Origin of the sequence: Kribbella sp. NBC_01245, from assembly GCF_036226525.1 — a bacterium.
Taxonomy (GTDB): Bacteria; Actinomycetota; Actinomycetes; order Propionibacteriales; family Kribbellaceae; genus Kribbella.
On the sequence record NZ_CP108487.1, the window covers coordinates 1,968,938 to 1,994,099 of the forward strand.

General features: G+C 67.9%; 27 protein-coding genes and 1 riboswitch. Of the genes, 8 read left to right on the top strand and 19 right to left on the bottom strand.

Annotated features, from left to right (window positions below; genetic code table 11):
• Nucleotides 1–546: 546 nt before the first annotated feature.
• The 8 genes from OG394_RS08655 to OG394_RS08690 all read right to left on the bottom strand — a co-directional run bounded on the left by OG394_RS08655 (nucleotide 547) and on the right by OG394_RS08690 (nucleotide 11,527).
• Entirely contained in the window at nucleotides 547–1,095 is a 549-nt protein-coding gene (locus tag OG394_RS08655) for a HEAT repeat domain-containing protein (protein ID WP_328994528.1), read from the bottom strand.
• 63 nt (nucleotides 1,096–1,158) lie between these two features.
• Complete coding sequence (locus tag OG394_RS08660) at nucleotides 1,159–1,875, bottom strand: sulfite exporter TauE/SafE family protein (RefSeq protein ID WP_328994529.1); 717 nt, start codon at nucleotides 1,873–1,875, stop codon at nucleotides 1,159–1,161.
• Nucleotides 1,876–1,903: 28 nt separating this feature from the next.
• Nucleotides 1,904–2,128: a cold shock domain-containing protein gene (locus OG394_RS08665; RefSeq protein ID WP_328994531.1), complete on the bottom strand. Its 225-nt coding sequence runs from the start codon at nucleotides 2,126–2,128 to the stop codon at nucleotides 1,904–1,906.
• 6 nt (nucleotides 2,129–2,134) lie between these two features.
• On the bottom strand, nucleotides 2,135–4,918 hold the full coding sequence (gene acnA / locus OG394_RS08670) for an aconitate hydratase AcnA (protein WP_328994532.1): 2,784 nt from the start codon (nucleotides 4,916–4,918) through the stop codon (nucleotides 2,135–2,137).
• 150 nt (nucleotides 4,919–5,068) lie between these two features.
• Nucleotides 5,069–6,001, bottom strand: coding sequence for an LLM class F420-dependent oxidoreductase (locus tag OG394_RS08675; RefSeq protein ID WP_328994533.1), 933 nt, complete (start codon nucleotides 5,999–6,001; stop codon nucleotides 5,069–5,071).
• 39 nt (nucleotides 6,002–6,040) lie between these two features.
• Nucleotides 6,041–8,302 carry a hypothetical protein gene (locus OG394_RS08680; RefSeq protein WP_328994534.1) on the bottom strand — a complete coding sequence of 754 codons (2,262 nt, stop codon included), beginning with the start codon at nucleotides 8,300–8,302 and terminating at the stop codon, nucleotides 6,041–6,043.
• 9 nt (nucleotides 8,303–8,311) lie between these two features.
• A complete protein-coding gene (locus tag OG394_RS08685; RefSeq protein ID WP_328994535.1) occupies nucleotides 8,312–9,493 on the bottom strand; it encodes a class I SAM-dependent RNA methyltransferase in 1,182 nt (393 codons plus the stop codon).
• Between the two features lie 9 nt (nucleotides 9,494–9,502).
• Complete coding sequence (locus OG394_RS08690) at nucleotides 9,503–11,527, bottom strand: APC family permease (RefSeq protein ID WP_328994536.1); 2,025 nt, start codon at nucleotides 11,525–11,527, stop codon at nucleotides 9,503–9,505.
• Between the two features lie 107 nt (nucleotides 11,528–11,634).
• Here OG394_RS08690 and OG394_RS08695 point away from each other — a divergent pair, with 107 nt between their 5' ends.
• Both OG394_RS08695 and OG394_RS08700 read left to right on the top strand, forming a co-directional pair.
• The gene (locus tag OG394_RS08695; RefSeq protein ID WP_328994537.1) at nucleotides 11,635–12,297 is read left to right on the top strand and encodes a potassium channel family protein; all 663 of its coding nucleotides are present in this window, start codon (nucleotides 11,635–11,637) and stop codon (nucleotides 12,295–12,297) included.
• Nucleotides 12,297–12,977, top strand: coding sequence for a potassium channel family protein (locus OG394_RS08700; protein WP_328994538.1), 681 nt, complete (start codon nucleotides 12,297–12,299; stop codon nucleotides 12,975–12,977). The genes OG394_RS08695 and OG394_RS08700 overlap by 1 nt, the downstream gene beginning before the upstream one ends.
• Before the next feature lie 61 nt (nucleotides 12,978–13,038).
• Here the strand turns inward: OG394_RS08700 and OG394_RS08705 are convergent, their stop codons facing one another.
• From OG394_RS08705 to OG394_RS08725, 5 genes are all read right to left on the bottom strand, one after another.
• Nucleotides 13,039–13,833 (bottom strand): DUF3159 domain-containing protein, encoded by a 795-nt coding sequence (locus OG394_RS08705; protein WP_328994539.1) that lies wholly within the window; start codon nucleotides 13,831–13,833, stop codon nucleotides 13,039–13,041.
• Entirely contained in the window at nucleotides 13,826–14,218 is a 393-nt protein-coding gene (locus OG394_RS08710; RefSeq protein ID WP_328994541.1) for an OB-fold nucleic acid binding domain-containing protein, read from the bottom strand. The genes OG394_RS08705 and OG394_RS08710 overlap by 8 nt, the downstream gene beginning before the upstream one ends.
• A gap of 55 nt (nucleotides 14,219–14,273) precedes the next feature.
• A complete protein-coding gene (locus tag OG394_RS08715) occupies nucleotides 14,274–14,975 on the bottom strand; it encodes a DUF3710 domain-containing protein (protein ID WP_328994542.1) in 702 nt (233 codons plus the stop codon).
• Between the two features lie 82 nt (nucleotides 14,976–15,057).
• Nucleotides 15,058–15,510 (bottom strand): dUTP diphosphatase, encoded by a 453-nt coding sequence (gene dut, locus OG394_RS08720; RefSeq protein ID WP_328994543.1) that lies wholly within the window; start codon nucleotides 15,508–15,510, stop codon nucleotides 15,058–15,060.
• Nucleotides 15,507–16,064: a PaaI family thioesterase gene (locus OG394_RS08725; RefSeq protein ID WP_328994544.1), complete on the bottom strand. Its 558-nt coding sequence runs from the start codon at nucleotides 16,062–16,064 to the stop codon at nucleotides 15,507–15,509. Before OG394_RS08725 ends, dut begins: the two co-directional genes overlap by 4 nt.
• A gap of 52 nt (nucleotides 16,065–16,116) precedes the next feature.
• Here OG394_RS08725 and OG394_RS08730 point away from each other — a divergent pair, with 52 nt between their 5' ends.
• Nucleotides 16,117–16,584: a DUF3093 domain-containing protein gene (locus tag OG394_RS08730; RefSeq protein ID WP_328994545.1), complete on the top strand. Its 468-nt coding sequence runs from the start codon at nucleotides 16,117–16,119 to the stop codon at nucleotides 16,582–16,584.
• Nucleotides 16,585–16,609: 25 nt separating this feature from the next.
• A complete protein-coding gene (locus OG394_RS08735) occupies nucleotides 16,610–16,945 on the top strand; it encodes a DUF4235 domain-containing protein (protein ID WP_328994546.1) in 336 nt (111 codons plus the stop codon).
• Nucleotides 16,946–16,986: 41 nt separating this feature from the next.
• Here OG394_RS08735 and OG394_RS08740 read toward each other — a convergent pair whose 3' ends face one another.
• The 3 genes from OG394_RS08740 to OG394_RS08750 form a co-directional block, all read right to left on the bottom strand.
• Nucleotides 16,987–17,286, bottom strand: coding sequence for a DUF4193 domain-containing protein (locus OG394_RS08740; RefSeq protein WP_328994547.1), 300 nt, complete (start codon nucleotides 17,284–17,286; stop codon nucleotides 16,987–16,989).
• Between the two features lie 319 nt (nucleotides 17,287–17,605).
• Nucleotides 17,606–18,403: an inositol monophosphatase family protein gene (locus OG394_RS08745; RefSeq protein WP_328994548.1), complete on the bottom strand. Its 798-nt coding sequence runs from the start codon at nucleotides 18,401–18,403 to the stop codon at nucleotides 17,606–17,608.
• Nucleotides 18,400–19,524, bottom strand: a complete 1,125-nt coding sequence (locus OG394_RS08750; protein WP_328994549.1) for a ferrochelatase — start codon at nucleotides 19,522–19,524, stop codon at nucleotides 18,400–18,402. Before OG394_RS08750 ends, OG394_RS08745 begins: the two co-directional genes overlap by 4 nt.
• Nucleotides 19,525–19,594: 70 nt before the next feature.
• On the opposite strand from OG394_RS08750, the gene OG394_RS08755 reads away from it, so the two are divergent.
• Nucleotides 19,595–20,770 carry an MFS transporter gene (locus OG394_RS08755; RefSeq protein WP_328994550.1) on the top strand — a complete coding sequence of 392 codons (1,176 nt, stop codon included), beginning with the start codon at nucleotides 19,595–19,597 and terminating at the stop codon, nucleotides 20,768–20,770.
• Here the strand turns inward: OG394_RS08755 and OG394_RS08760 are convergent.
• Nucleotides 20,767–21,618 (bottom strand): helix-turn-helix transcriptional regulator, encoded by an 852-nt coding sequence (locus OG394_RS08760; RefSeq protein ID WP_328994551.1) that lies wholly within the window; start codon nucleotides 21,616–21,618, stop codon nucleotides 20,767–20,769. The two genes, OG394_RS08755 and OG394_RS08760, sit on opposite strands and share 4 nt — an antisense overlap.
• Nucleotides 21,619–21,719: 101 nt before the next feature.
• On the opposite strand from OG394_RS08760, the gene OG394_RS08765 reads away from it, so the two are divergent.
• Together OG394_RS08765 and OG394_RS08770 are read left to right on the top strand one after the other, a co-directional pair.
• The gene (locus OG394_RS08765; protein ID WP_328994552.1) at nucleotides 21,720–22,448 is read left to right on the top strand and encodes an SDR family oxidoreductase; all 729 of its coding nucleotides are present in this window, start codon (nucleotides 21,720–21,722) and stop codon (nucleotides 22,446–22,448) included.
• 21 nt (nucleotides 22,449–22,469) lie between these two features.
• Nucleotides 22,470–22,676, top strand: a complete 207-nt coding sequence (locus OG394_RS08770) for a tautomerase family protein (protein WP_328994554.1) — start codon at nucleotides 22,470–22,472, stop codon at nucleotides 22,674–22,676.
• Nucleotides 22,677–22,680: 4 nt separating this feature from the next.
• Here OG394_RS08770 and OG394_RS08775 read toward each other — a convergent pair whose 3' ends face one another.
• On the bottom strand, nucleotides 22,681–23,289 hold the full coding sequence (locus OG394_RS08775; protein ID WP_328994555.1) for a trimeric intracellular cation channel family protein: 609 nt from the start codon (nucleotides 23,287–23,289) through the stop codon (nucleotides 22,681–22,683).
• Nucleotides 23,290–23,356: 67 nt separating this feature from the next.
• Here OG394_RS08775 and OG394_RS08780 point away from each other — a divergent pair, with 67 nt between their 5' ends.
• Nucleotides 23,357–24,343 (top strand): phosphotransferase, encoded by a 987-nt coding sequence (locus OG394_RS08780; RefSeq protein ID WP_328994556.1) that lies wholly within the window; start codon nucleotides 23,357–23,359, stop codon nucleotides 24,341–24,343.
• Nucleotides 24,344–24,468: 125 nt separating this feature from the next.
• On the opposite strand, the gene OG394_RS08785 is transcribed toward OG394_RS08780, so the two are convergent.
• Nucleotides 24,469–24,912 carry a 6,7-dimethyl-8-ribityllumazine synthase gene (locus OG394_RS08785; RefSeq protein ID WP_328994557.1) on the bottom strand — a complete coding sequence of 148 codons (444 nt, stop codon included), beginning with the start codon at nucleotides 24,910–24,912 and terminating at the stop codon, nucleotides 24,469–24,471.
• A gap of 72 nt (nucleotides 24,913–24,984) precedes the next feature.
• Nucleotides 24,985–25,143, bottom strand: a riboswitch (FMN riboswitch).
• Nucleotides 25,144–25,162: the final 19 nt, after the last annotated feature.

Below are 25,162 nucleotides of genomic sequence, written 5' to 3' on the forward strand. Positions count from 1 at the left end.
CTCAAATAGTTACACCTACCGTTAACTATTCTCAACCCCTCACTCCCCCGCAACACCGCCCGCCTCCCTTACTCACGACACCCGCCCGCCTCCCTCGCCCGCTATGGCGCCCGCTCGCCTCGCCCGCGAGTGGTCGCGTCACGACACGACCACTCGCGCGACAGCTGGCGGGATCGCTGTGGGCAGCGCTGCCACGCTCGGACGCAGAATGCGCACGCGCACGCGGATTTGGGGATAACCCATCCGCGAGGTGCCTTGTTGTGCTTGCACGCGCGCGACATAAGGAGGCACTTCGCGGGAAGGCTTTGCACAAATTGACCTGCACCTGTGCGCATCGGGCCGAGGTGCCGTGGGCTCGGCGTCCACAGAGAACGCGCGTCGCGTCCGACCGTGGCGGCGCTATCCACAGGCATGCGCCGCCATCCCGCGAGTGGTCGTGTCATAACGCGACCACTCGCGGGAGGAGGTTGGGAGGGACGCCGGCCCTGTCGCCGAAATGCCGCGCGCGCATCCGACGTACAGCCAAGAAGAGTGTCGGCGGGAGGGTTATAGGGCGCGGTCTAGGCGTTGGGATAGGAGTGCGAGGGCGCGGTCGACGGCGGCGCGGACGGTGTTGTCGGGGTCGTTGCGGAGGGGTTTGAGGGCGTTGGCGTGTTCGTATTCGCCGGCGGCGCCGAGGGCGCGTACGGCGGTGGCTCGGACGCGCGGGAGCTCGTGGTCTAGGAGTGGGACGAGGGCGTCAGCTAGTTGGCCTAGTTCGCGTTGGGCGGTGACGCGGGCGACGTGTTCGCGGACGCGCCAGGCTGGGTCGTCTGCTGCGATGAGTAGGGCCGGGATCGCGTCGTCGCGCCAGACGTACATCAAGGCGCGTGCCGCCCAGACCCGCACCCAGTACTGGTTCACCGCGACGAGCTTGGCCCAGCCGCCGACCTCTTCCCCGCCGATCCATTTGAGCTTCGGCAGCAGCTCGGGCGAGAACGCCTGCTCAGCCGTGACTTCGCCGGTCAGCAGTGCGATGCACCAGTCCACCACCGCGTCCTCGCCGAACTCCGCGGCGGCGGCGCCGATCATTTCCTTCGGATGCGGACGAGCCATGTCCCCATTAGACCCGGCACCACCGACAAAACCGCGCGGAGACGGGACCCCCAGGACCGGCTGTTAGAGGATGGAGCGGAGGATTACGACGATTGACGAGGCTGCGGCGATGACTAGTACGGCGATCCGTAGGCGTGGGCCGCGTAGGCGCTTTTGCAGTGGCACCGCCAGGGCAAAACCGAGGGCCAGTGCGGGGATCCACGAAGCGCCGTACAGGAGTTGGTGTGAGGTGAGCCGACCGCCGATCGCCAGCGCGGCCAAGGACGCGATCGAGCCGATCAGGAAGAACGCGGCGAGGGTGGCCCGAAGACGCGGGCCGTGTTCATGCTGCAGTACGACGGCGGCGGGCGGGCCGCCGATCGACGCCGCGGTGCCGGACACGCCCGCGATGGCTCCGGCGACGATGAGGTTGGTGCGGGTCGCGCGGACTTCCAATCGCCAGGCGGTGAGGATGACCGCCAGCAGTACGACCCCACCGACCACGCCGCCGATCATGTTGGCGGGGACCCAGGCCAGCACCAGTACGCCGAGCGGCGTCGTCGCGATCCGGGCACCCGTGAGCCAGCCGGCCTGACGCCAGACGACGTGGCGCCATTCGTGCGCCATCGTCATCGTCGGCATCACCATGCCCAGTACGAGCATGCCGCCGGGCATCAGCGTGGGGTCGAGCAGCGTGACCACGGGTGCCGCGACGAGCGACAAACCCAGTCCGAGGGTGCCCTGGACGAGTGCCGCCACGACGATCGAAAGGCCGGCCAACAGCAGGATGCTCAGATCCATCCTGGTTGGCCGGCCTCTCTGTCGTGACTCACTTGACTTTGCGCACCCACGTCGCTCGGTAGGCGTACCCGTCCTGGTCGGCCGACTCCCAGCGGAAGTCGACCGCGTCACCCGCATCGAGCGAGTGGTAACCCGTCATCTCGATATGGCTGAAATGCGCCCAGCAGCCGCCAGGAGTGCTGGGGCTTTCGAGCACACCCCAGCCCTCCTCGGCGTACCAAACCTGGACCGTCGCACGGCCCGAACCGGTCAAACGGAATCAGCTAGCGATCAGCGAACGGAGCACGTACTGCAGGATGCCGCCGTTGCGGTAGTAGTCCGCCTCACCAGGCGTATCGATGCGAACCACCGCGTCGAACTCCTGCACCGAACCATCCGTACCGGTGACCTTGACCTTCACCGTGCGCGGGATGCGTCCCTCGTTCAGCTCGGTGACACCCGAGATGTCGAAGGTCTCCTCGCCGGTGAGACCGAGGGACTCGGCGGTCTCGCCTTCGGGGAACTGCAGCGGCAGCACGCCCATACCGATCAGGTTCGACCGGTGGATGCGCTCGAAGGACTCGGTGATGACGGCCTTCGCGCCCAGCAGCGCCGTACCCTTCGCGGCCCAGTCGCGCGACGAACCCGAGCCGTACTCCTTGCCGGCCAGGATGACCAGCGGCGTACCGGCCTCGGCGTATGCCTCCGAAGCCTCGTAGATCGAGGTGACGGGAGCGTCTGCCTTGGTGAAGTCGCGGGTGAAGCCGCCCTCGGTGCCCGGCGCGATCTGGTTGCGCAGCCGGATGTTGGCGAACGTGCCCCGGATCATCACCTCGTGGTTGCCACGACGCGAGCCGTACGAGTTGAAGTCCTTGCGGTCGACGTTGTGCTCCGCCAGGTACTTACCGGCCGGGCTGTCGGCCTTGATCGAACCGGCCGGCGAGATGTGGTCCGTCGTGACCGAGTCGCCCAGCTTGGCCAGCACCCGCGCACCGGTGATGTCGGTGACCGGCGACGGCTCCTTGGCCATGCCGTCGAAGTACGGAGGCTTGCGCACGTACGTCGAGTCGGGCGCCCAGTCGAACGTCTTGCCCTCGGGCGTCGGCAGCGACTGCCAGCGCTCGTCACCGGCGAAGACGTCCGCGTAGTCCTTGGTGAACATCTCGCGGTTGATCGAGGTGGCGATGACCTTCTCGACGTCATCGGCGGCGGGCCAGATGTCCTTCAAAAAGACGTCGTTCCCGTCGGTGTCCTTGCCGAGGGCATCGGTCTCGAAGTCGAAGTCCATCGTGCCGGCCAGCGCGTACGCGATCACCAGCGGCGGCGAGGCCAGGTAGTTCATCTTCACGTCCGGGTTGATCCGGCCCTCGAAGTTGCGGTTACCCGACAGCACCGACACGACGGCGAGATCGGCCGCCTGGACGCCGGCCGAGACCTCTTCGGGCAGCGGGCCCGAGTTGCCGATACAGGTCGTGCAGCCGTAGCCGACCAGGTGGAAGCCGAGCTTCTCCAGGTACGGCGTTACGCCGGCCTTCTCGTAGTAGTCCGTGACGACCTTCGAACCCGGCGCCAGCGACGTCTTCACCCACGGCTTGGTCGCGAGGCCCTTGTCCACGGCGTTCTTCGCGAGCAGCGCGGCGGCCAGCATGACCGACGGGTTCGACGTGTTGGTGCACGAGGTGATCGAGGCGATCACGACGTGGCCGTGGTCGAGCTCGGTCTCGGCGCCGTTCAGCGTGATCTTGGTCTTCTTCGACGGCCGCTGCGGCGCGTCATGCGGCACGTGCGGGTTGTCGTCCGCGTGCCCGTGACCGTTCGGCGTGGCGGGGTCGCTGGCCGGGAAGCTGCCGACGACTGCCGGGTCGACGTCGAGGTCCTCGTTGTCGGCATAGTCCTCGACGGCACCGCGGAACGACGACTTCGCCTCGGTCAGCGCGATCCGGTCCTGCGGGCGCTTCGGGCCGGCGATCGACGGCACGACGGTGGACAGGTCGAGCTCGAGGTACTCCGAGAAGCGCGGCTCGATCGACACGTCGTGCCAGAGGCCCTGCTCCTTGGCATACGCCTCGACCAGGGCGACCTCGTCGTCCGAACGGCCGGTCAACCGCAGGTACTCACAGGTGACGTCGTCGATCGGGAAGATCGCGCAGGTCGAGCCGAACTCCGGGCTCATGTTGCCGATGGTCGCGCGGTTGGCCAGCGGCACCGCGGTGACGCCCTCGCCGTAGAACTCGACGAACTTGCCGACGACGCCGTGCTGGCGAAGCATCTGGGTGATGGTGAGCACCACATCGGTCGCGGTCGCGCCGGCCGGGACGGACCCGGTCAGCTTGAAGCCCACGACCTTCGGGATCAGCATCGAGACGGGCTGGCCGAGCATGGCCGCCTCGGCCTCGATGCCGCCGACGCCCCAGCCGAGCACGCCGAGGCCGTTCACCATCGTGGTGTGGCTGTCGGTGCCGACGCAGGTGTCCGGGTAGGCCTGGCCGTTGCGGACCATGACCGTACGGGCGAGGTGCTCGATGTTGACCTGGTGCACGATGCCGGTGCCCGGCGGGACGACCTTGAAGTCGTCGAAGGCCGTCTGGCCCCAGCGCAGGAACTGGTAGCGCTCACCGTTGCGCTCGTACTCCAGCTCGACGTTGCGCTCGAACGCGTCCGGCCGGCCGAAGACGTCGATGATGACCGAGTGGTCGATCACCAGCTCGGCCGGGGCCAGCGGGTTGATCTTGGTCGGGTCGCCACCGAGCTCGGCGACCGCCTCGCGCATGGTGGCGAGGTCGACCACACACGGCACACCGGTGAAGTCCTGCATGATCACGCGGGCCGGGGTGAACTGGATCTCGGTATCGGGGGCCGCGGCCGGATCCCAGTTGCCGAGCTTGTTGATGTGGTCGGCGGTGATGTTCGCGCCGTCCTCGGTGCGCAGCAGGTTCTCGAGCAGCACCTTGAGGGAGTACGGAAGTGTCTCCGCCCCCTCGATGCCCGCCAACCTGAAGATCTCAAACGACTGCCCGTTGACTTCGAGTGCGCCCTTGGCACCGAAGCTGTCGACGCTGGCCATCAGCCTGCTCCTCTTCACGTCCGCCATGTGTACGGACCCCATCCTGCCGAGCGGCCTGGACAACCGCGAGGTCGGGATCCGGTTCGTCAAACTCTCTCGACATCAAGATACACGACATCGAGGCAAGGCCCGGCAACAACCCGCTGCGGTTTAGCTCACTTGCGGGAGGACGTCGCTGGCGATCAGGTCGAGGTGGTCGAGGTCGTGCCAGTCGAGGATCTGGAGGTACGCACGGGTCGCGCCGGCTTCGGCGAATTGGCCGAGTCGGTCGACCACCTCGGCCGGCGTACCGGCGATGGCGGTCGCGCGCAGGTCGTCCGCGTCCCGGCCGATGGCGGCCGCGCGGCGGCGTACGTCGGCGTCGTCCTTGCCGACGATCGTGGGGTGCGCGACGGACAGCGCGAGCGTCTCCGGGTCGCGCCCGATCGCCGAGCACGCCGTACGGACCTGGCTGAACAGGCCGGTCGTGACGTCGAGCGAGCGGAAACCCGCGTTGAACTCGGCGGCGTACTTCGCGGCCAGCGCGGGCGTGCGCTTCTTGCCGGCACCACCGATGATGATCGGCGGATGCGGGTCCTGCGCGGGCTTCGGCAGAGCTGGGGAGTCGGTCAGCGAGTAATGCTTACCGGTGTAGTCGTACGTCTCCCCGACCGGCGTCTTCCACAGCCCGGTGATCACCTCGAGCTGCTCCTCGAACCGGTCGAACCGGCCGATCGTGTCCGGGAACTCCAGCCCGTACGCCGCGTGCTCCTCGGCGTACCAGCCGGCGCCGAGGCCGAACTCGACCCGGCCGCCGCTCATCTGGTCGACCTGCGCGACGCTGATCGCGAGCACGCCCGGATTGCGGAACGTGGCCGAGCTGACGAGCGTGCCGAGCCGGATCCGGCTAGTCTCGCGGGCCAGTCCAGCCAGGGTGATCCAGGAGTCGGTCGGCCCGGGCAGGCCGTCCCGATCGCCCATCACCAGGTAGTGGTCGGACCGGAAGAACGCGTCGAACCCGCACTCTTCCGTCTTGCGGGCCATCGCGAGCTGGTCGTCGTACGACGCGCCCTGCTGCGGTTCGGTGAAGACTCTAAGCAACATAGGACAAACGCTATCCCGGAGGTGGTTGAACCTCGTACGTCATCTCGCGGATAGCTGGTCCAAGTACGTCGGGCGCCAGTCCGGACCGCGGCCGGTTAGGCGGCGGCGTAGGCCGCGCATGTCGATTCGTGCGACGACCGGGTCGTCCCACCAGTCGGGGATCTGGTCGTACCAGCGGTCGATCCGCAACGTCCGGCCGGCCGCGTCGATGCGGGCGAACAACCAGCCGTCCTGACCGTGTTCGCCCGTCGACTCGGACGCCCAGAGGTCGACCAGTAGGCCGGGGAGTTTGTCGTCGCCGAACTCGTCGTCGTCAACGGGCGGCGGCTCGAGGTCGAAGCGGTACGACGGGGCCTGCGGGTCGAGCACCTGGACCTGGATGGTGAAACCCGACGGCACGATCCGCGTCCGGGCCTTGCACCAGGCATGCAGCGCCTCGAACGCGTCCGACGCGTCCTCCGAGGCGGGTCGCGGCCGGGGGCGCTCGGGCTCCGCACGCATCGCCGCCTCGAGATACTCAGCCGGTACGCCGACCGCCGCCTCGTCGGCGGCAACCATCGCGGGCGGCTGAACGTGCTGAACGGGCTCGGGCCTTGGCGCGTATCGCTCGTCATCGAGATCTTCGGCGGCGGCCTCGACCTCAACCTCGACTTCAGCCTCAGCCTGCGCCTCAGCGCGCGCGGCAGCCTCAGCCTCGGCTCGCGCGGCTGCCTCGACCTCAGCTTGGGCAGCCGCCTCGGCTTGGAGGGTCGCCTCGGCTTGGGCGGTCGCCTCGGCTTGGGCGGCGGTTTGGGCAGCGGCGAACTCGGCTACCTCGCGGCCGAAGGTCTCCTCGAAGTCGGGCGCGAGGCCGTTCTCCCGCTCGAACTTGGAGTACACCCGATCCCCCGCACCGGGCGGCGGCAGATTGGCCAGACTCTCAAGGTCGAACACGTCATCGTCGTCATCGTCATCCGGAGGCGGCGGGCGATCGATCGGCACCATGCTGCCGAATCCCGGCGGCGGCGCGAACGCAAAAGCCCCGTCCTCGTCGAAGGCCCCGTCCTCGTCGAAGGCGCTGTCCTCGTCGAAGGCCTCGCCAACGACCTCGTCATCCTCGACGATCTCTTCAACACTGTCCTGGGCCGGCTCGTCCTCGTCCTCGTCGTCCGGCCCGTCCCAGCGGAACCCAATCGGATCACCGGGATACTCAGCACCCGAAGACGATCCAATGACCGGGTCATCCTCATACCCGGAATAACGCCGGCTGTCGTGATGCAGGAACGGCGAGCTAGCGCTAAGGGCATTCCCAGGATCGATCCGCCCGCCATACCCGAGCGCATCGTCATATCCGAGCGCGTCATCGTGCCGCTCCTCGACAAACTCCTCGGCAACCTCCTCGACGACGTCCTCGGCAACGGCCTGCTTGCCGACCGGCTCCTCGACCCGCTTGCCGTCCTCGTCGAAGGCGAACGGGAAGAACTCCCGCGTCGCCTCATCCAGCGTCCACTCCCCCGTCGCCTCCGGGTCCGCGGCAGGCTCGACCGCCGACGCGGCACCAGGCGCGTACAAGCTCTCGTAAAAGTCCTCCCCCGCGTCATCCTCAACCGCGACCGCAGCCCCAGCCGACGCCGACTCAGCCGGGGAAGCGGGAGCCGCAACAGGAACAACGCGAGCCGCCGGAGCAAGCGCGAACTGCCCCGCCGCCGCGAGCGCCCCCTCGAGATCCGGCTGCCGATCCGGATCATCCCCAAGATCCAGCCGATCGAACAACGCCCGCAGATCATCCACACCGATCGGCGCCTCGGCCGCGGTCCGGATCAGCGCCAGCCCAACCGCCCGAAGCTCATCCAGACTCCCCAGGTAATCCGCCCACTCCGCCGCCCACTCGACCAACTCGGCCGCGGCCTCCTCGTCGGAGGTCAGCCAACTCCCAACCGCGAGAAACCCATCGTCGATCGGCTGCCACGGATCACCCGGATACTCGGCCCGCGCCCACGTGCCCGAGAAATTCGCAAAGACGAACCCCAGCCGCCCCGCCGCAATACGTTCCCGAACCGCCGGCTGCCCCAGCCATTCCGGCGCACCTTCGAGCAGATCCGTGTCCTTGGTCAAGCTGTACTCGCGGTGCAGCCCGTAGAGCACCGTGCGCTCCTGCTCGAGCTCGATCACCCGCAGATCGTTGCCGCCGCCGTCCTCGTGATGCCAACCGGCCGCATCCGCCCACCACCGCCGGTCGTACCCCGTGGCATGAGCGATCGCGGCGAGCGCACTCCAGCGAGCGCGCAGCTCAACAGGATCGTCGAGATCGACGAGCGGCATCCAGATCTCCTACGAGTGCCTAATACCCGGTAGCGGTTCGAGTACAGCCACGCACTCTATGTGATGCGTCATCGGGAACAAATCGAATGCGCGTAACGACCCGATCCCATATCCCAACGTCTCGAACGTCTTCAGGTCACGCGCCAACGCCGCCGGGTCGCACGCCACGTACGCGATCCGCCGTGGCGTGAGGTCGGCAACGCGCCGTACGACGTCCTTGCCCGCTCCCGTACGGGGTGGATCGAGCACCACCAGGTCGACGGACGACAGCCCCTGCCGGGCGGCACCGGCTAGTACCTTGTCGACGCTGCCCTGCTCGATCGTCACAGCCTGCTGATCGTGCAGGTTGCGCCGGGCGTTACGGACGGCATCGCGATCGCCTTCGACCGCGAGTACGGCGCACCCGGCGTCCGCGAGGAATCCGGCGAACAGGCCCACTCCGCAATACAAGTCGAGCGCGGTCTCACCCGCGGCCGGTTCCAGCCCGGCCATCACGGCATCGACCAGCGTCGTGGCGGCCTCGGGATGGACCTGCCAGAAGCCGCCGGCGTCGACCCGGTAGCGCCGTTCGTGGACCTCCTCGACCAAGCGCCCGGCGGTTTCCGAAGACGTCAGGACCGCCGTACGACCCTCGGACGAGACCACTGCCTGGACCGACGAGACGCCCGGCCAGCGTTGGGAGAGTACGTCGGGTGTGCCGGGATGCGCGATGCGGCAGCGGTCGATCTGGACCAGGTCGTGCGAGCGATGGGCGTACATCCCGGGCTGCCCGTCGACGACGGCGTACCGCATCCGCGTCCGCCAGCCCAGTCCGTCCCCGGCAGGCGCCTCCATCACGACTTCCCGCTCGATCCCGCCGATGCGGCGCAGGCTGTCCCGAACCACCTCCGCCTTCAGCAGGCGCTGGTAGTCGAGGTCCACGTGCTGGAAGTCGCAGCCGCCGCACACGCCCGCATAGGGACAAGGGGCGGCCACACGGTGCTCTGAAGGCTTGAGGATCTCTACGGCATCCGCACGCAAGTACTTCGACGTCTGCTCGGTTACCCGGGCACGGACCGTCTCACCCGGTATGGCGTGTCGCACGAAGACCACCTGGCCGTCGTACCTGGCGACGCAGTGACCGCCGTGAGCGACTGGACCGACTTCCAGTTCCAGCAGCGCGCCAATGAGTATTTCGGTCTTTGCTGCCACCTGCACAGGCTACTTGTCCCTTGGAGGGTTGCGGGCTCCACGACGGACCTGACCCGCAACGCGCTCAGTCCGGTCCTGACGCTCCTCGGCGAGCTGAGACGAGACAAGCTGGTACGGCACGGAGGTGACCATGACGCCCGGCGTGAAGAGCAGACGCCCCTTGAGCCGCAGTGCGCTCTGGTTGTGCAGGAACTGCTCCCACCAATGGCCCACGACGTACTCAGGGATGTAGACCATCACGACGTCCCGAGGCGACTGGCGACGGATGTCCCGCACGTACTGCAGGATCGGCCGCGTGATCTCCCGGTACGGCGACGCGAGACGCTTGAGCGGCACCGGGATGTTGCGGCGATCCCACTCGAGCTGAAGGGCTTCGGCCTCGTCCCGGTCGACGTCGACGGTAACGGCTTCCAGCATGTACGGCCGGGCCGCCTTGGCGAAGGCGAGCGCACGCAGCGTGGGCTTGTGCAGCTTGGAAACGAGGACGATCGCGTGCACCCGCGACGGCAGGGTCAGCGCCTCGTCCGGTTCGACGGCCATCTCGTGGCCGACCGTCTCGTAGTGCCGGCGGATGCCCTTCATCATCAGGAACAGCACGCCCATCGCGATGATGGCGATGTACGCGCCGTGCACGAACTTGGTCAGCAGCACGATGATCAGAACCACGCCGGTGAAGGTGAGACCGATCGCGTTGATCACCCGGGAGCGCTGCATCTGCGCCCGCTTCGCGCCGTCCTGTTCGGTGGCGAGCAGACGGGTCCAGTGCCGCAACATGCCGAGCTGGCTGATGGTGAAGCTGACGAACACACCGACGATGTAGAGCTGAATCAGCCGGGTGACCTCGGCGTCGAACGACACGATCAGCACCACCGCGAAGCCGGCCAGGATGACGATGCCGTTGCTGAAGGCGAGCCGGTCGCCCCGGGTATGCAGCTGGCGCGGCAGGTACCCGTCGCGGGCCAGGATCGACCCCAGCACGGGGAAGCCGTTGAACGCGGTGTTCGCGGCGAGCACCAGGATCACGCCGGTGACCGCTGCCACCAGGTAGAAGCCCGGGCTGAAGTGATCGAAGATGCCCTTCGCGAGCTGACCGATCACCGGGTCCTGGTGGTAGTCGGAGCCCAGCGGAAGACCGTCCGGACCGATCAGCTGCGTCTCCGGATGCTCGGCGTACCGCAGATGCATCAGGTTCGCCAGGGTGATCACGCCGAGCATCATCGTCACCGCGATACCGCCGAGCAGGGCCAGCGTGGTGGCCGCGTTCCGGCTCTTCGGCTTCTTGAAGGCGGGCACACCGTTGCTGATGGCCTCGACACCCGTCAGGGCGGCACATCCGGAGGAGAAGGCACGCAAGACCAGGAAGCCCATCGCCAGCGCACCCGCGCCGGCCATCGTCTCGCTACCGGCGAACTCGAAGTCCGCGCTCTCCGCCTTGGGTAGGTCACCGAACAGGTACCGCCCGAACCCGATGGCGATCATCGTGATGATGGTGGCCATGAACAGGTACGTCGGAACGGCGAAGGCCGTGCCCGACTCGCGCACCCCACGCAGGTTCATCGTCATCAGGAAGATGACCGCGATCGACGCGACCCAGACCTGCCTGCCCTCCAACGCGGGCACGGCCGAAGCGGCGTACTGCGCGGCCGACGAGATCGACACCGCCACCGTGAGGACGTAGTCGACCAGCAGCGCGCTGGCCACGGTCAGACCGGCAGTCGGTCCGAGGTTCGTGTTCGCCACCTCGTAGTCGCCGCCACCGGACGGATAGGCGTGCACGTTCTGGCGGTACGACATCACCACCACGAGCATGATCACCGCGACCGCGATCCCGACCTTCCAGGAGATCGCCACGGCGGTGAGCCCGGCCACGGACAAGGTCAAGAAGATCTCATCCGGCGCGTAGGCTACCGACGACAGAGCGTCACTAGCGAAGACTGGCAGGGCAATCCGCTTCGGCAGCAGCGTTTCACCCAGCTGGGCACTGCGTAATTTCCTGCCGATGAGGATGCGTTTCCCGATATCACCTAGAGGCACGTGAGTGATGCTAGAGGTAGTACGTGGCCGACCGGAGGTCCGGTGTAGCGTTTCCGCTGCCGAATCGACGCGATTGGCTCCCACTGCGGACAAGGAGTGAATGCGGAGTGCACGTCGTCATCATGGGCTGCGGACGCGTCGGGTCGACGTTGGCCCGTACGCTCGAAAAACGTGGCCATACGGTCGCGATCATCGACCAGTCCGCGGATGCGTTCCGCCGGCTCAGCCCGAACTACTCCGGTCGCACCATCACCGGGATGGGCTTCGACCGGGAGGTGCTGATCGAGAGCGGGATCGAGACCGCGGGAGCGTTCGCGGCCGTCTCGAACGGCGACAACTCCAACATCCTGGCCGCCCGGGTGGCCCGGGAGAACTTCGGCATCGAGAACGTCGTCGCCCGGATCTACGACCCGGGCCGCGCCGAGGTCTACCAGCGACTCGGTATCCCCACCGTCGGCACCGTCCGTTGGACCGTCGACCAGATGATGCGGCGGTTACTGCCGAGCGGTTCCGAGCCCGAGTGGCGCGACCCGTCCGGCACAGTGCGCTTGGCCGAGGTGCACGTGCACACCGGCTGGGTCGGCCGGCGCGCGTTCGACATCGAGGCGGCCACCGGCGCGCGGGTCGCGTTCCTGACCCGGCTCGGCGAGGGCCTACTGCCGAAGGCGGACACTGTTATCCAAGAGGGCGACCTGGTGCACGTCGTCATGCTGGAGGCCGACGCCGCCTCGGTCGAGGCCCAGCTCGGTACCAAGCCTGAGGAGCTGTGATGCGAGTAGCCATCGCGGGTGCGGGCAACGTCGGCCGATCGATCGCGGCCGAGTTGCTGGAGAACGGTCACGAGGTCCTACTGATCGACAAGGACCCCCGGGCGATCAAAGCCGACTCGGTGCCCCACGCCGAATGGCTGCTCGCGGACGCCTGCGAGCTCTCCTCACTGGAGGAGGCCGCCCTGCAGCGTTGCCAGGTGGCGATCGCGTCCACCGGTGACGACAAGGCGAACCTGGTCGTATCCCTGCTGGCCAAAACCGAGTTCGGCGTGCCGCGCACCGTGGCCCGGGTGAACCATCCACGCAACGAGTGGATGTTCAACGAGGCCTGGGGCGTGGACGTCTCCGTCTCCACTCCGCGGATCATGTCGGCTCTGGTCGAGGAGGCCGTCTCGGTCGGTGACCTGGTCCGCCTGTTCACCTTCCGTCAAGGCGACGCGAACCTGGTCGAGCTCACCCTGCCCGAGGACAGCCCGATGATCGGCATGCGGGTCGGCGACGTCGACTGGCCCGTCGACACCGCCCTGGTCACCATCCTGCGCGAAGGCCGCGTCCTTCGCCCCGACGCCGACGGCACCCTCGAACTCAACGACGAACTCCTGTTCGTGGCCGCCGACGAGACCGAAGCCCAGCTGGAAGACCTCCTCGCCCCCAACCACCACCCCCGCCGCGTCAGCTAAGACCAACCACAAAACCCCAGGCGCCCAACAGGGCACCTGGGTTTTGTGGTTGGTGCGGGAGCTACTTCTTGTTGCCGCGGAGGAGGTGGGTGACGGTGTCGCGGACCTCGTCCCACTTCTCGGGCGGCATGCTTGCGCGCAGGACCGTGTACGACAACCACAGCGCCAGCGCGTAGACGGGCGGCCCGAGGGCGACCTTCGCGATACCCAACGCGTTCAGGGCGCCGGCGAAGTACAGCGGCACCTGCACAGCGAGCCGCAAACCGAACAGGCCGACGAAGACCAGAGTCGCGAGCGTGAAGCCGCGCAACATCGCGGGATCCTTGCGCCAGGCCGTACCGGTCTGGGTGATCATTCCGTACAGCACGCCGAAGATCGGCCACCGGATCAGCACCGTGATCAGGTACACCAATCCATAACCCAGGTTCGTCAGCAGACCGGGAACGTAGACGTCCTCGGCGCGGCCGCTCTTGTTCGCGATGTACGCCGAGATGAGCACGCCGATGAATCCGCCGACGATGTTCCGCAGCGGCTGCTTCCGGAAGACCCGCAGCACGGCGACCGCGGCGGCCAGACCGATGGCGACGATCAGCGCGAGTTGCAGATTGTGGTCGGACAGCTGGTAGACCGCCAGGAACGACAGCCAGGGCACTGCTACGTCGAACAGCGCGCCCCAACCACCGGCAGCGTGGAAGAAGTCCTTATCCGTTGTCGCCGGCTTCTTGTCCGCCACGGGTTCAGCGGGGTCAGGAGACTCGGACGCGAGGACCTCGGCGGCCTCGAGCTCAGGACGGAACACCTCGGCGAGATCCTCGTCGACCGAATGCTGGTGGCCGTCGCGGTGCTGCTCAGCCATGGGCGACCGACGGGCGCAGCTCGTACCGCGGGTTGAACATCACGCGGCTGCCGTCGACCACGCCGATCCGGCCGGAGACGATCAAGTCGGTCCCCGGGTGGATACCGGCGATCCGGCGCCGGCCGAGCCAGATCAGGGTCACCGTGCCGGTACCGTCGAACAATTCGCCCTCCAAGGCGGGCACGCCACCACGCGGACTGAAGGTGATCGTCCGCAGCGTGCCGAACAGGGTCACCATCTCGCGGTCGTGACAACCCGTGATCGCCCGGGCACCACAGTCGGCGACGCCGTCCTGCAGCACCTCGGCATCCATCTCGTCCCGGTCGCCCGCAAGCCCCCGGAAAGCGCGACGGAACATCCCTCCCGTTTTCACACCACTACCCATGAGGCGCAGTGTAGTCCGCTCAGGCGGCGAAAACCGCCTGAGCGGAGAACCAGACTTAGGCTTCTTCCTCGCCGGGCTGCATGCCGCCCGGGAGCTGCAGGGCCAGGGACTCGCGCGGGGCCATCGGCTCCGATCCGCGGACCACGACGACCTTGCGGAACGACTCCTCCATCGGCTTCGCGGCGTCGGCCTCGACCCCGGCGCGGCCGAGGATCGTGCCCCGCAGCAGCCAGCGCGGGCCGTCCACACCGATCACCCGGCTGGTCTGGCTGAAGACCTGACCACTCTCGGGGTCGGTCACCGGCACCACCAGCACCAGCTCGGTCCCGAACGGGCCGTCGGCCTCCGACGCCGTACCGCCCATGCGGGTGGCTTCGGCGGCGATCTCGCGGCGAACGTCGGTCCAGATACCGGCCGTCTTCGGGGCGGCGAACGCGCGCAGCTCGAGGGCCGAGTCCTCCAGCACCAGCAGGACGGCCTGGACCTCGTTGGTCTGCTCGTCGACCTGCAGGCGCAGCTCCATACCCGGCAGGCCGGTGATCACCAGACCACCCAGGTCGATCCGGTCCTCGGCGTGCAGCTCGTCGTGCTCGACCTCGGAAGAGTCGAACGGGCCGTCAGTGCGCGAGCCGCGGGCCTCGACCTCGGCCTGCGCGGCCTCGGCCTGCTCCTTCTCGATGTCCTCGAAGAACGCGTCACCGCGGACCGGTTCGGCCGCCTCGGTTTCCTCGTTCTTGGCCTTGCGGCGGAAGATCACTGGTCTTGCCTTCTTTCCTGAATTCGATGGTGAGGTGCCGCCGTAGTCTCGCCCACACCCCAGGTCACAAGCCGCACCCTGGTCAGCGTGTCATACCGGCAAAACCGCCGGTTGAGCCGTGTCCGCCGGCACCGCGAGCCGAGCCCGGCAGGGACTCGACCTCGACGAACCGGGCCTTCTCGACCCGCTGGACCACCAACTGCGCGATCCGGTCGCCACGATGCAGGGTGATCTCGGCGGCGGGATCGAGATTGACCAGGCACACCTTGATCTCGCCACGGTAACCCGCGTCCACAGTGCCCGGCGCATTGACAAGGGTCACCCCGTGTTTCGCGGCCAGCCCCGAGCGCGGATGCACGAACGCCGCGAAGCCGTCCTGCAAGGCGATCGCGATCCCGGTACCGACCAGGGCCCGCTCCCCCGGCTTGAGCGTGACCTCGGTGGTCGTGACCAGATCCGCCCCCGCGTCACCGGGATGTGCGTACGCCGGCAAGGGCAGATCGGGGTCGAGTCGCTGGATCAGTACCTCGGTCAAGGATTCACCTCGTAGTCGTGGACTTGTTCGGCTGTCATATCGGCGCCGTGCTCGGTGAAGTGTTCCACTCCGACCACCACGAAGACCGCCGCCGCTCTGATCGCGATCGGCCCGTCCGGCGTGTCGAGCCGCCCGCGCCCTTTGGCGTACATCCGCCGCCCCGAGAAGCCCAGGCAACGGGCCTCCAGCGCGAGCGTCGTACCGACCGGGACCGGGCGGATGTAGTCGGTCTCGAGCCGACCGGTGACCATCGGCTTGCGCAACAGCCAGGACAACCCACCGAGCACCTCGTCCAGCGCAGTGGCCAGCACGCCGCCGTGCGCCAAACCCGGCGCACCCTGATGCGCGGCCGTGACGGTGAACGTGCCCGTGACGGTGACATCCGGCCCGGCGGTGGTCACCATGCGCAGCCCGGTCGGATGGTTCGGCCCGCAGCCCACGCAGTCGGCGTAGTGCGAGCGCAGCACCGAACCCGGCGCGGGCGCGTCGGGATGCCGCTCGGGCGGGCTCAAGTCGGCCCGCTCCAAGGCGGACCGTGGTGGTGGTTCGATCACGGAACGGGACCCTACCCACGGCCACCGACAGGTTCCGTGCCAGGCTGGTCCGGTGGCCACACCCGTCTCTTATCGCGAGCGTCTGTCCATCCCGGCGAGCTGGTGGCTCGTGACCGCACTGGCCCTTGCGACGACCTGGATGATCATCACCGTGCCGGCCGGGCCGGTCGCCGGCACGGTCGTGACCCTGGTGGCGCTGGGGCTGTTCCTCGCGGCCTATCAGCGGTACGGCGGTACGACGATCCAGGTCGACGCCGAACGCCTCGCAGCGGGTCGTGCCTCGATCGAACGGGCGTACCTCGGCGAGGTCGAGGCGCTCACCGGCGATGCCGCGCGTACGGCGACCGGCCGCGACTGCGACGCGCGGGCGTACCTGCTGCTCCGGCCGTACCTGCGCGACGTCGTCCGGGTCCACCTGAACGATCCGCGGGACCCGGCGCCGTACTGGCTGATCGCGACCCGGCATCCCCAGCAACTCGCGGCGGCGCTTCAGCCGGGTGGCGTGGTTAGATCCCCATAGGGGGCTCGGGCAGAAGGAGGACGCCGTGGCGGGAGCCAAGATCGGCTGGAAACTGGTGTTGACCGTCTTCACGCTGGTGATGACGGTCGCGACGAAGAAGGCGCTGACCTCGGCGTGGAAACTCGGCTCCGGCCGGGTGCCGCCGAAGTCGCCCACCGCGCAGGACGCGGGGTACGTCGAGGTGGTGGCGTGGGCGGTCGCCAGCGGTGCCACGGCCGCGTTGGCCAAGCGTTTCGCGGAGGATCGGGCCGCCCGCTACTGGTCGAAGTCGACCGGCAGCATGCCGCCCGGGTATGAGCTCAAAGAAGACATCAAAGAGGTAGTGGAGAATAAGGTTTTCGGACGTGAGTCGCGGGACTGACCCGTAGAAGGATCAGCCCCGCTCTTGCTGGTGGCCGTCGATCAGGCCGCGCAGTCGCGGCAGATCAGCTGGCCGTTCTTCTCGCTCGCGAGCTGGCTCCGGTGGTGAACCAGGAAGCAGCTGGAGCAGGTGAACTCGTCGGCCTGGCGCGGCAGTACCCGGACCGCCAGCTCTTCGTGTGAGAGGTCGGCGCCGGGCAGCTCGAAGCTTTCGGCGGCCTCGGCCTCGTCTTCGTCGACCTTGCCGGAGTTCTTGTCGTGCCGACGGGTCTTGAGCTCCTCGATGCTCTCTTCGCTCGAGTCCTCGTCGGTCTTGCGTGGGGCGTCGTAATCGGTCGCCATGGTGTTTCCCTGCCCTCGTTCGTACCCGTGGTGATGCCTGCTGGACCTGAAACGGGTATGGCGGCCGATAAATTCCTCAACCGCGTAATCCCGCCACAAGGGCCGGTCGCAAGCGTCGGGCGCGGCGTCGCTACCGCCCCCTGAGGCGGTGATTGTGCCTTATCCAGGGGCCTTCGCGCTCGCCGGGGTGGAACTTCTCACCGGCGTGTCGCAACTGCAGTCATGAGTGAACAGAAGAATGCTCATTACTGCTCAGTTCAAGCAGTAATGAGCAGTTACGCAGCGAACGGCCACCGTCGCTCACTGCCGAAGTTAGCGGTCACTTTCGCAGCGGATCTGCGGAAACCAGCAGGTCATGCAGGCCTTCGAAGGTTCCGGGCGACGCCGCGATCGACATCTCGGGCGAGACCACCGCGCCGTGCAGTCCGCCGATCCGCGCGCCGGCCTCGGCGGCGATCAACGCGCCCGCGCCGTAGTCCCACGGGTTCAGCCCTCGTTCGTACGCCGCGTCCAGCCGGCCACAGGCCACGTAACACAGGTCGATCGCGCCGACCCCGATCCGGCGAATGTCCCGCACGTTCGCGATCAAGGCCCGGACCACGTCGGCCTGGATCTCCCGGCGCTCCGCGTCATAGCCGAACCCGGTGCCGACCAGGGCCTTGCCGAGGTCGTCGCAGCCGGAGACCCGGATCGGTTTGCCGTCCAGGTACGCGCCACCGCCCAGGGTCGCGGTGAAGATCTCCCCGCGCGGAGCGTCGACGACCACGCCGGCGACCGTCGTACCGTCGATCTCGACCGCGATCGAGACGGCGTACGTCGGAATGTCGTACAGGTAGTTGACCGTGCCGTCGATCGGGTCCACCACCCAGCGCACGCCGCTGGTGCCGTGGATGTCGTCGCCCTCCTCGCCGAGGAACGAGTCGTCCGGCCGCGCGGCCAGCACCCGGGCCCGGATCAGCTCCTCGGACTCCCGGTCGACCGCGGTGACGACGTCGGTGACAGTGCTCTTCGTGTCCGCGACGGTGATCACACCCCGGCGCCGCTCGACGATCAACGTGGCGGCCTCGGTGGCCACCTCCATCGCGAGCTTCAGCAGATCCTGGGGGCTCTCGGTCATTGATGTTCCTCGCTTGTCAGTACGGCGGTAGGTGTGGTGGCGGTCGTTGCGGGCGGGCGGCGGAGTGCCGGGCAGCAGTCGGCGCGGCAGTCGTCCCAGCCAGGGCCGAGGCGGCCGCCACACGGACGGCCGGGCTGCTCATCGCGCTCGGCGGCGGCGCGTTCGATCACCAGGTCGCGCAACATCGCGACGAAGTCCGGATGCACTCCCGGCGTCGCTGCCCGGGCCATCGGCAGGCTCAGCTTCTCGGCCGTGGCCAGCGCCTCGGTGTCGAGGTCGTAGATGACCTCCATGTGATCGCTGACGAACCCGATCGGTACGACCGCGACACCGGTCGCTTTTTCGGCGGCGAGCCCGTCCAGGTGGTCGTTGACGTCCGGCTCGAGCCACGGGACCTGCGGCGGGCCCGAGCGCGAGCAATAGACCAGGTCGGTACGACGGCTCCGGCCGGTCCGGCGCTCGACCTCGGCCGAGATCTGGTCCGCGACATCGAGATGCCACTCGACGTACGCCCCGCCCTGCGGCCCGCTGGTGGCGTTCATCGCGTTCGGGATCGAGTGGGTCACGTACGCGATCGCCGCGTCGTCTGGGAGGCCTTCAAGGGCTGCCAGCGTGGCTTCCACGAATGGGCCGACGAAGCCCGGGTGGTTCGCGTAGTGCCGGAGCTTGTCGAACCGCGGTGCGCCCGGGACGGCCTCGGTCGCGGCGGCCAGGTTCTCCCGGTACTGGCGGCAACCCGAGTACGACGGGTAGGCGCTGGTCACGATCACCACGGCGCGTCGTACCCCGTCGTCGACCATCTCGCGGACGGTGTCGTTCAGGTACGGCGCCCAGTTGCGGTTGCCCCAGTAGATCGGCAGGTCCAGCCCGGCCTCGGCGAACGACACCCGCAGCGCCGCCAGTAAAGCCCGGTTCTGGTCGTTGATCGGGCTCCGGCCGCCGAACTGGTAGTAGTGCTCGCCGACCTCCTTGAGCCGCTCATCGGGGATGCCCCGGCCGCGAGTGACGTTCTGCAGAAAGGGCAGCACGTCCTCGGTCTTCTCGGGTCCACCGAACGAGAGCAGCAGCACGGCGTCGTACGGGGTGGGATCGGTCGTCGTCGGCGATTGCGGGTCGGCCATGTTCCGATGCTCTCAGGCCGGACCTATACGGTGTGCATGGTCCCCCATGCTGAAGCCTTACGTACACCTCATGCAGAGACCCGGCGCGGGCGCCTTCTTCGCCGCCGGGATCCTCGGCCGTATGCCGATCTCGATGCTCGGCCTCGGCACCGTCATCCTCATTGCCAGGGAGAGCGGCTCGTACGGATTGGCCGGTGCCGTTTCCGGTGTCGCCGTCGTCGCGGGCGCACTCACCGGGCCGATCCAGGGCCGCCTGGTCGACCGCTGGGGTCAGCGCTTGTTGCTGCTGACCGGCAGCGTCGTCTGCACGCTGGCGCTGTTCGCGTTGTTGATCGCGGTTCGCGCCGATGCGCCGGTTTGGTTGCTGTACGTCGTGTCGTTCGTTGCCGGTGGCACCCGTCCCCAGGTCGGCTCGTTCGTCCGGGCTCGCTGGACGCATCTCCTCGGCCGCGGTCGCGCGTTGCAGACCGCGTTCGCGCTGGAGGCCGTCGGCGACGAGGTCGTGTTCATCGTCGGCCCGGTTCTCGTCACCGCCTTGGCCACGCAGGTCAGCCCGTACGTCGCCCTGATCGTGGCCGGCGTCCTCGGTCTGGTCGGCACGCTTTGGCTGGCCGCGTTGCGCGGGTCCGATCCGCCCGGCCGGGGTGCCAACAACGGCGAAGAGCGCGCGCCTCTCCCCTGGCTCTCGCTGCTCCTGCTCAGCATCATCGGCCTCGGTCTCGGCGCCACGCTGGGTAGCGCGGAGGTCGTCACGGTCGCGTTCACCGACGAACTCGGCAAGCCCGGGATGTCGGGCGTCGTACTGGCCGTCTGGGCCCTTGGCAGCATGCTCGCCGGTCTTTGGTACGGCTCGGTGCACTGGCGCGCCCCGGTCGAACGCCGCCTGCTGATCGGCACCATCACGCTGGCCATCACACTGGCGCCTTTGCCCTGGGTCAACTCGATCCTGCTCGTCGGCGTGGTGCTCTTCGTCGTGGGTCTGAGCATCGCGCCGACCATGGTCGCGGTGACGGCTTGCGTGGAGGAGTGGGTGCCGCCGGAAAGGTTGACCGAGGCAATCACTTGGACGGTCACCGGTCTGCTGCTCGGTGTTGCCCCCGGTAACGCTTTGGCCGGTCACGCGGTGGACCGATACGGCTCTTCCGACGCCTATTGGGTGCCCGTTGCCATCGGCATCATTTGCGCCCTGGTGGCCAGCGTCGCCGTCACCTTCGCCCGTCCCAAGGTCCGCTTCGCCCACAACTAACGTTGGTCGGCCGGGGCCAGCTCCTGGGTGCCGATCACGTCCAGCAGGCGGAGTTGTTCAACGGCCGGGCTTCCGGGCGGCGCGGTGAAGAAGAGCAGGCGCTGGCTGCCGTCTTCGCTGAAGAGGTTCTGGCAGTTGAGGTCGATCACGCCCAGCTCTGGATGGTTCAGGCGCTTCCGTTCACCCCGTCGTACGGCGACGTCGCCTCGATCCCACAGCTCGGCGAACTCGGTGCTCGCGTCGTACAGGCGGCTGACCATCTCCAGCGAGCGCGCGTCGTGCTCCCGGCGGGCTACCGCGGCCCTCAGGTCGGAAACCATCACCCGCGAGTGGTGCGCGTGATCCTCGGCGGGGTAGATCGACCTGGTGGCCGGATCGCTGAACCAGCGGTAGACCAGGCTCGCCTCTAGCCCGGTGGTCTGTGGCGCTGGGCCCACAAGTGCTACTGCGAGGCGGTTCTGCACAAGCGTTTCGTGCAAGTCTGTGATGATCTGTGCCGGCGTGGTGTCCAGCCGGTCCAACAGGGCGAGCATTGCGGGCTGTACGTGCGCTGAAGTTCCGTGCGCGGCTGGGATGGCACGGCCGGCTAGACGGAACAGGTGGTCGCGCTCGTCGTTGTCCAGCCGTAGTGCCCGGCTCAGCGCGGCAAGCATCTGGGGAGACGGCTGTGCGCCCCTGCCTCGCTCTAGCTCGGTGTAGTACTCCACTGAGGCTCCTGCCAGCTGTGACACCTCATCCCGGCGTAGACCGCTCACACGTCTCCTAGGCCCAGTGGGCAGGCCGACCTCTGCTGGAGTGATCCGGGCACGTCGGGACTGCAGGAAGACGCCTAGTTCAGACAGGTTCACCTGTCCAGTGTCACCGGTCGCTGATTCCGTAGCCAGGGGGGTGCCATCCCCTGGGTAAACGCCGCCTGGTTGCTGTCCTCCAGACCGGCGAAGGTCGAAGCATGAATCAACGAGTAGCGATCATTACCGGCGGCTCACGCGGCATCGGCCGCGAGACGGCCCTACGACTGGCCCGCGACGGTTTCGCCATCGTCGTCGGCTATGCGAACAAGCAGGACGAGGCCGACGGCGTCGTCAAGGAGATCACCACGTACGGCGGCCAGGCCGTCGCGGGCAAGGCGGATGTGGCCGACGAAAAGGCTGTCGCGGCGTTGTTCGATACCGCCTCGGCAGCCTTTGGCGGCGTCGACGTGGTCGTTCACGCGGCCGGGCGGCTGGTGAAGTCGACCATCGCGGACCTCGACCTCGCGGACCTCGACGACCTGCATCGCACGAATATCCGCGGCACTTTCGTGGTGGCGCAGCAGGCCGCCCGGCGGGTACGCGACGGCGGCTCGGTGATCACCTTCTCCACGTCCATCGTCGGCTTGGCCTTGCCGATGTATGGCGCGTACAGCGCGAGCAAGGGTGCGGTCGAGGCGATGACGATGATCCTGGCCCGCGAGTTGCGCGGCCGGAACATCACGGTGAACGCCGTGGCGCCCGGCCCGGTCGCGACCGACCTGTTCCTCGACAGCAACGACGAGCAGACCGTCGCCAAGCTGGCCGCTCAACCACCGCTCGAACGCCTTGGCACCCCGGCGGATATCGCGGAGGTCGTTGCGTTCCTGGCCGGTCCGGGTCATTGGGTCAACGGGCAGGTAATCCGCGCCAATGGCGGAATCGTTTAATTCCCTTTAAGGAGTCGGCAAATGCCATTCGCAAACCTGAAAGTCCCTGCCGGAACGCTGTCCGCCGAGCAGAAGGAAATCCTCATCACCAAGGTGACCTCCCTGTACGCCGAGACCTTCGGCCCGGAGGTGATCCCCAGCACGATGGTCCTGATCGACGAAGTAGTCGACGGCGGCTGGGGCATGGCCGGCGAAGTCCTAACCCTCGCCAAACTCCAACAGGGCTAGGTTCTCAGGCCGGGCGTGGGATGGGGGCGTTCCAGCCGCGGCGGATGGCGAGTAGGCGGATGATCGTGCAGATCGCGGCGGCGGTGACGGCGACCCAGGAGGCGCGGTAGCCGAGGGTGTGGGCGACGACGACGATGCCGGCGCCGAGGAAGGCGGGCGTCGCGTAGATCTCGCGTCGCAACACCACCGGCACCCGCCCGGACAAGACGTCCCGGATCACCCCACCACCGATCCCCGAGATCGTGCCGACCAACGCGGCGGACAGTGGCGGCAGGCCGTACGCGAGTGCCTTGAGAGCCCCCGTAACGCAGAACAACCCGAGCCCGGCCGCGTCGAAGATGTTCACCAATCGCTCGACGCGGCCGATCCCGGGATGCAGGAAGAACGTGATCAGCCCGGCCGCCACCGGCACCGAGAGATACCGCCAATCGGCCAGCGCCGCGGGTGGCGTCGCGCCGATCAGGACGTCGCGGATGAACCCGCCGCCGAGCCCGGTCACCAGCGCGAGCACCTGGATCCCGAACACGTCGAGCTGCTTCCGCACCCCCACCAGCGCGCCGGTGATCGCGAAGACGAAGATGCCGACCAGATCGAGACCCACCTGCAGACTCACACCCCGAACGCTAACCGCTGCTAACCGACGGGCGCGCCGCGGCACGCAAAGGGCTAGGGTCGGCGCCATGAGCCAGCCGCCTTCCGTCAACTATGCCGCGACCTCCGCGCGGCCCGGTTGGGACGACCTGCCGACCGCTTTGCGGGAAGCGCTGAAGGTTGCCCTGGGCACCGATATCGCTTCGGCCGGTACGTCGGTGGGCTCGGGCTTCACCGGCGGGTTCGCGGCGCCGCTGCGGCTGGCCGATGGGCGCGAGGTGTTCGTCAAGGCCGCGCCGGACGGCCTGCACGCGTACGGCGCGTACCAGCGCGAGGCCGAGATCGTGCCGGTGCTCCCCCGCGCCATTTCCGTACCGCCGATCGTGACGACGGCCCACGCGGTCGAGGACGGCACGGCGTGGTTCGCGGTCGCGGCCGAGCGGATCGACGGCCGGATGCCGGGCACGCCTTGGAGTCCGGCGGACTTCGCGCTCGTCACGGCCAATTGCGAGGTGATGGCGGCGGCGCTCACGCCCAGTCCATTGCCGGGGCTTGAGTCGATCGTCGAGGACATCGACGGCGGCGGCTTCCCGATCGACCAGTTCGCCAAGTTGCTGGCGGGTGACGACGAGATGCCGACCGGGTTCCAGCCCTGGCTGCCACAACGCCTCGCCGAGCTCGTCGACCTCGTCGCGCTCTATCCCGAGGCGCTCGCGGGCGCTTCGGCGATGCACAGCGACTTGCGGCCCGACAACCTGCTACTCGATCAGGTCGGCACTTGCTGGACGGTCGACTGGAACTGGCTGGCACTCGGACCGGCGTGGGGCGACTGGGTCGGCCTGCTGCCACTCGCGCACCACCACGGCATCGACACCACGTCGGCCGTGGCGAAGAGCCCGCTGACCTCCGACGTACCGCCTGAGCATCTCGACTGCTGGGTCGCCGCCATCGCGTCGTACATGCTGGTCAACCTCGATGCACCGCCACCAACAGGTTGTACGCCGGAACTGCGGCGGCACCAGCGGCTGATGGGCTGGACATTCCTCGAGTGGCTGGCGGTACGACGCGGCTGGTGAGCGCCCAACGTGACGTGACGTCGATGACCGGCGATCGGAGAGACGGCGCGGCGGCTTCGGTCGCTCGTGACGACCTCTGACCACAGACGTGAGGTGGCGGCCGCGAGCCGCCGCGCCAGGCCGCGCTAGGCGGCTATCCGGAGAGGTACGACGTCGGCGATGGCCGCCGCCAGCTCGCGGCCCTTGGTCACGAAGTGCTGCCTGAAATAGCGCTCATGCTCGTCGTGCTCGTGGAAGTGGTGCGGAGTGAGGACCGCCGAGAAGACCGGCATGTCGGTCTCAAGCTGCACCCGCATCAAAGCGTCGACCACGGTGGCGGCCACGAAGTCGTGCCGGTAGATGCCTCCGTTGACGACGAAGGCGCAAGCCGCGACGGCGTCGTACTCCCCAGACTGTAAGAGCCGACGGGCACGTAGCGGGATCTCGAAGGCGCCGGGTACCTCGACCACGTCGAGGTCGTACCCCAGCTCGGTGAGACGAGCGGTGCACGCCTCGACGGCGCCGTCGACGATGTCGGCGTGCCAGCGGGCGGCGATGATGGCGATGCGGCGTACGGGTGACTGCGTCATGTGTTCCTCCTACTCGCGTCGTCACCCAGGGCGTGTCGACACGAACGAAGGCAGGCAGCACCGTCGTACGAGCCGCGTTCTCTTCCATCCGGACTGTGACCGTCGGCTCCGGAGTCGCACCGGATCTGCTGTCCCCGCCGTTAGGCGAGCGCTCGCGGGCTGGTCGACCCCGGATCGGCCGGGAGCAACATCACCGCCGGTGGGGAGTTCCACCCCGCCCTGAGAACGTTGTCAGGGCGACGCTAGCGCA

Excerpts from the sequence above, each read along its gene's own strand:
- OG394_RS08655 (WP_328994528.1), bottom strand. The coding sequence starts at position 1,095 with ATGGCTCGTCCGCATCCGAAGGAAATGATCGGCGCCGCCGCCGCGGAG.
- OG394_RS08660 (WP_328994529.1), bottom strand. The coding sequence starts at position 1,875 with ATGGATCTGAGCATCCTGCTGTTGGCCGGCCTTTCGATCGTCGTGGCG.
- acnA (WP_328994532.1), bottom strand. The coding sequence starts at position 4,918 with ATGGCCAGCGTCGACAGCTTCGGTGCCAAGGGCGCACTCGAAGTCAAC.
- OG394_RS08675 (WP_328994533.1), bottom strand. The coding sequence starts at position 6,001 with ATGTTGCTTAGAGTCTTCACCGAACCGCAGCAGGGCGCGTCGTACGAC.
- OG394_RS08680 (WP_328994534.1), bottom strand. The coding sequence starts at position 8,302 with ATGCCGCTCGTCGATCTCGACGATCCTGTTGAGCTGCGCGCTCGCTGG.
- OG394_RS08700 (WP_328994538.1), top strand. The coding sequence starts at position 12,297 with ATGCGAGTAGCCATCGCGGGTGCGGGCAACGTCGGCCGATCGATCGCG.
- OG394_RS08705 (WP_328994539.1), bottom strand. The coding sequence starts at position 13,833 with ATGGCTGAGCAGCACCGCGACGGCCACCAGCATTCGGTCGACGAGGAT.
- OG394_RS08710 (WP_328994541.1), bottom strand. The coding sequence starts at position 14,218 with ATGGGTAGTGGTGTGAAAACGGGAGGGATGTTCCGTCGCGCTTTCCGG.
- OG394_RS08740 (WP_328994547.1), bottom strand. The coding sequence starts at position 17,286 with ATGGCGACCGATTACGACGCCCCACGCAAGACCGACGAGGACTCGAGC.
- OG394_RS08745 (WP_328994548.1), bottom strand. The coding sequence starts at position 18,403 with ATGACCGAGAGCCCCCAGGATCTGCTGAAGCTCGCGATGGAGGTGGCC.
- OG394_RS08750 (WP_328994549.1), bottom strand. The coding sequence starts at position 19,524 with ATGGCCGACCCGCAATCGCCGACGACGACCGATCCCACCCCGTACGAC.
- OG394_RS08755 (WP_328994550.1), top strand. The coding sequence starts at position 19,595 with ATGCAGAGACCCGGCGCGGGCGCCTTCTTCGCCGCCGGGATCCTCGGC.
- OG394_RS08765 (WP_328994552.1), top strand. The coding sequence starts at position 21,720 with ATGAATCAACGAGTAGCGATCATTACCGGCGGCTCACGCGGCATCGGC.
- OG394_RS08770 (WP_328994554.1), top strand. The coding sequence starts at position 22,470 with ATGCCATTCGCAAACCTGAAAGTCCCTGCCGGAACGCTGTCCGCCGAG.
- OG394_RS08780 (WP_328994556.1), top strand. The coding sequence starts at position 23,357 with ATGAGCCAGCCGCCTTCCGTCAACTATGCCGCGACCTCCGCGCGGCCC.
- OG394_RS08785 (WP_328994557.1), bottom strand. The coding sequence starts at position 24,912 with ATGACGCAGTCACCCGTACGCCGCATCGCCATCATCGCCGCCCGCTGG.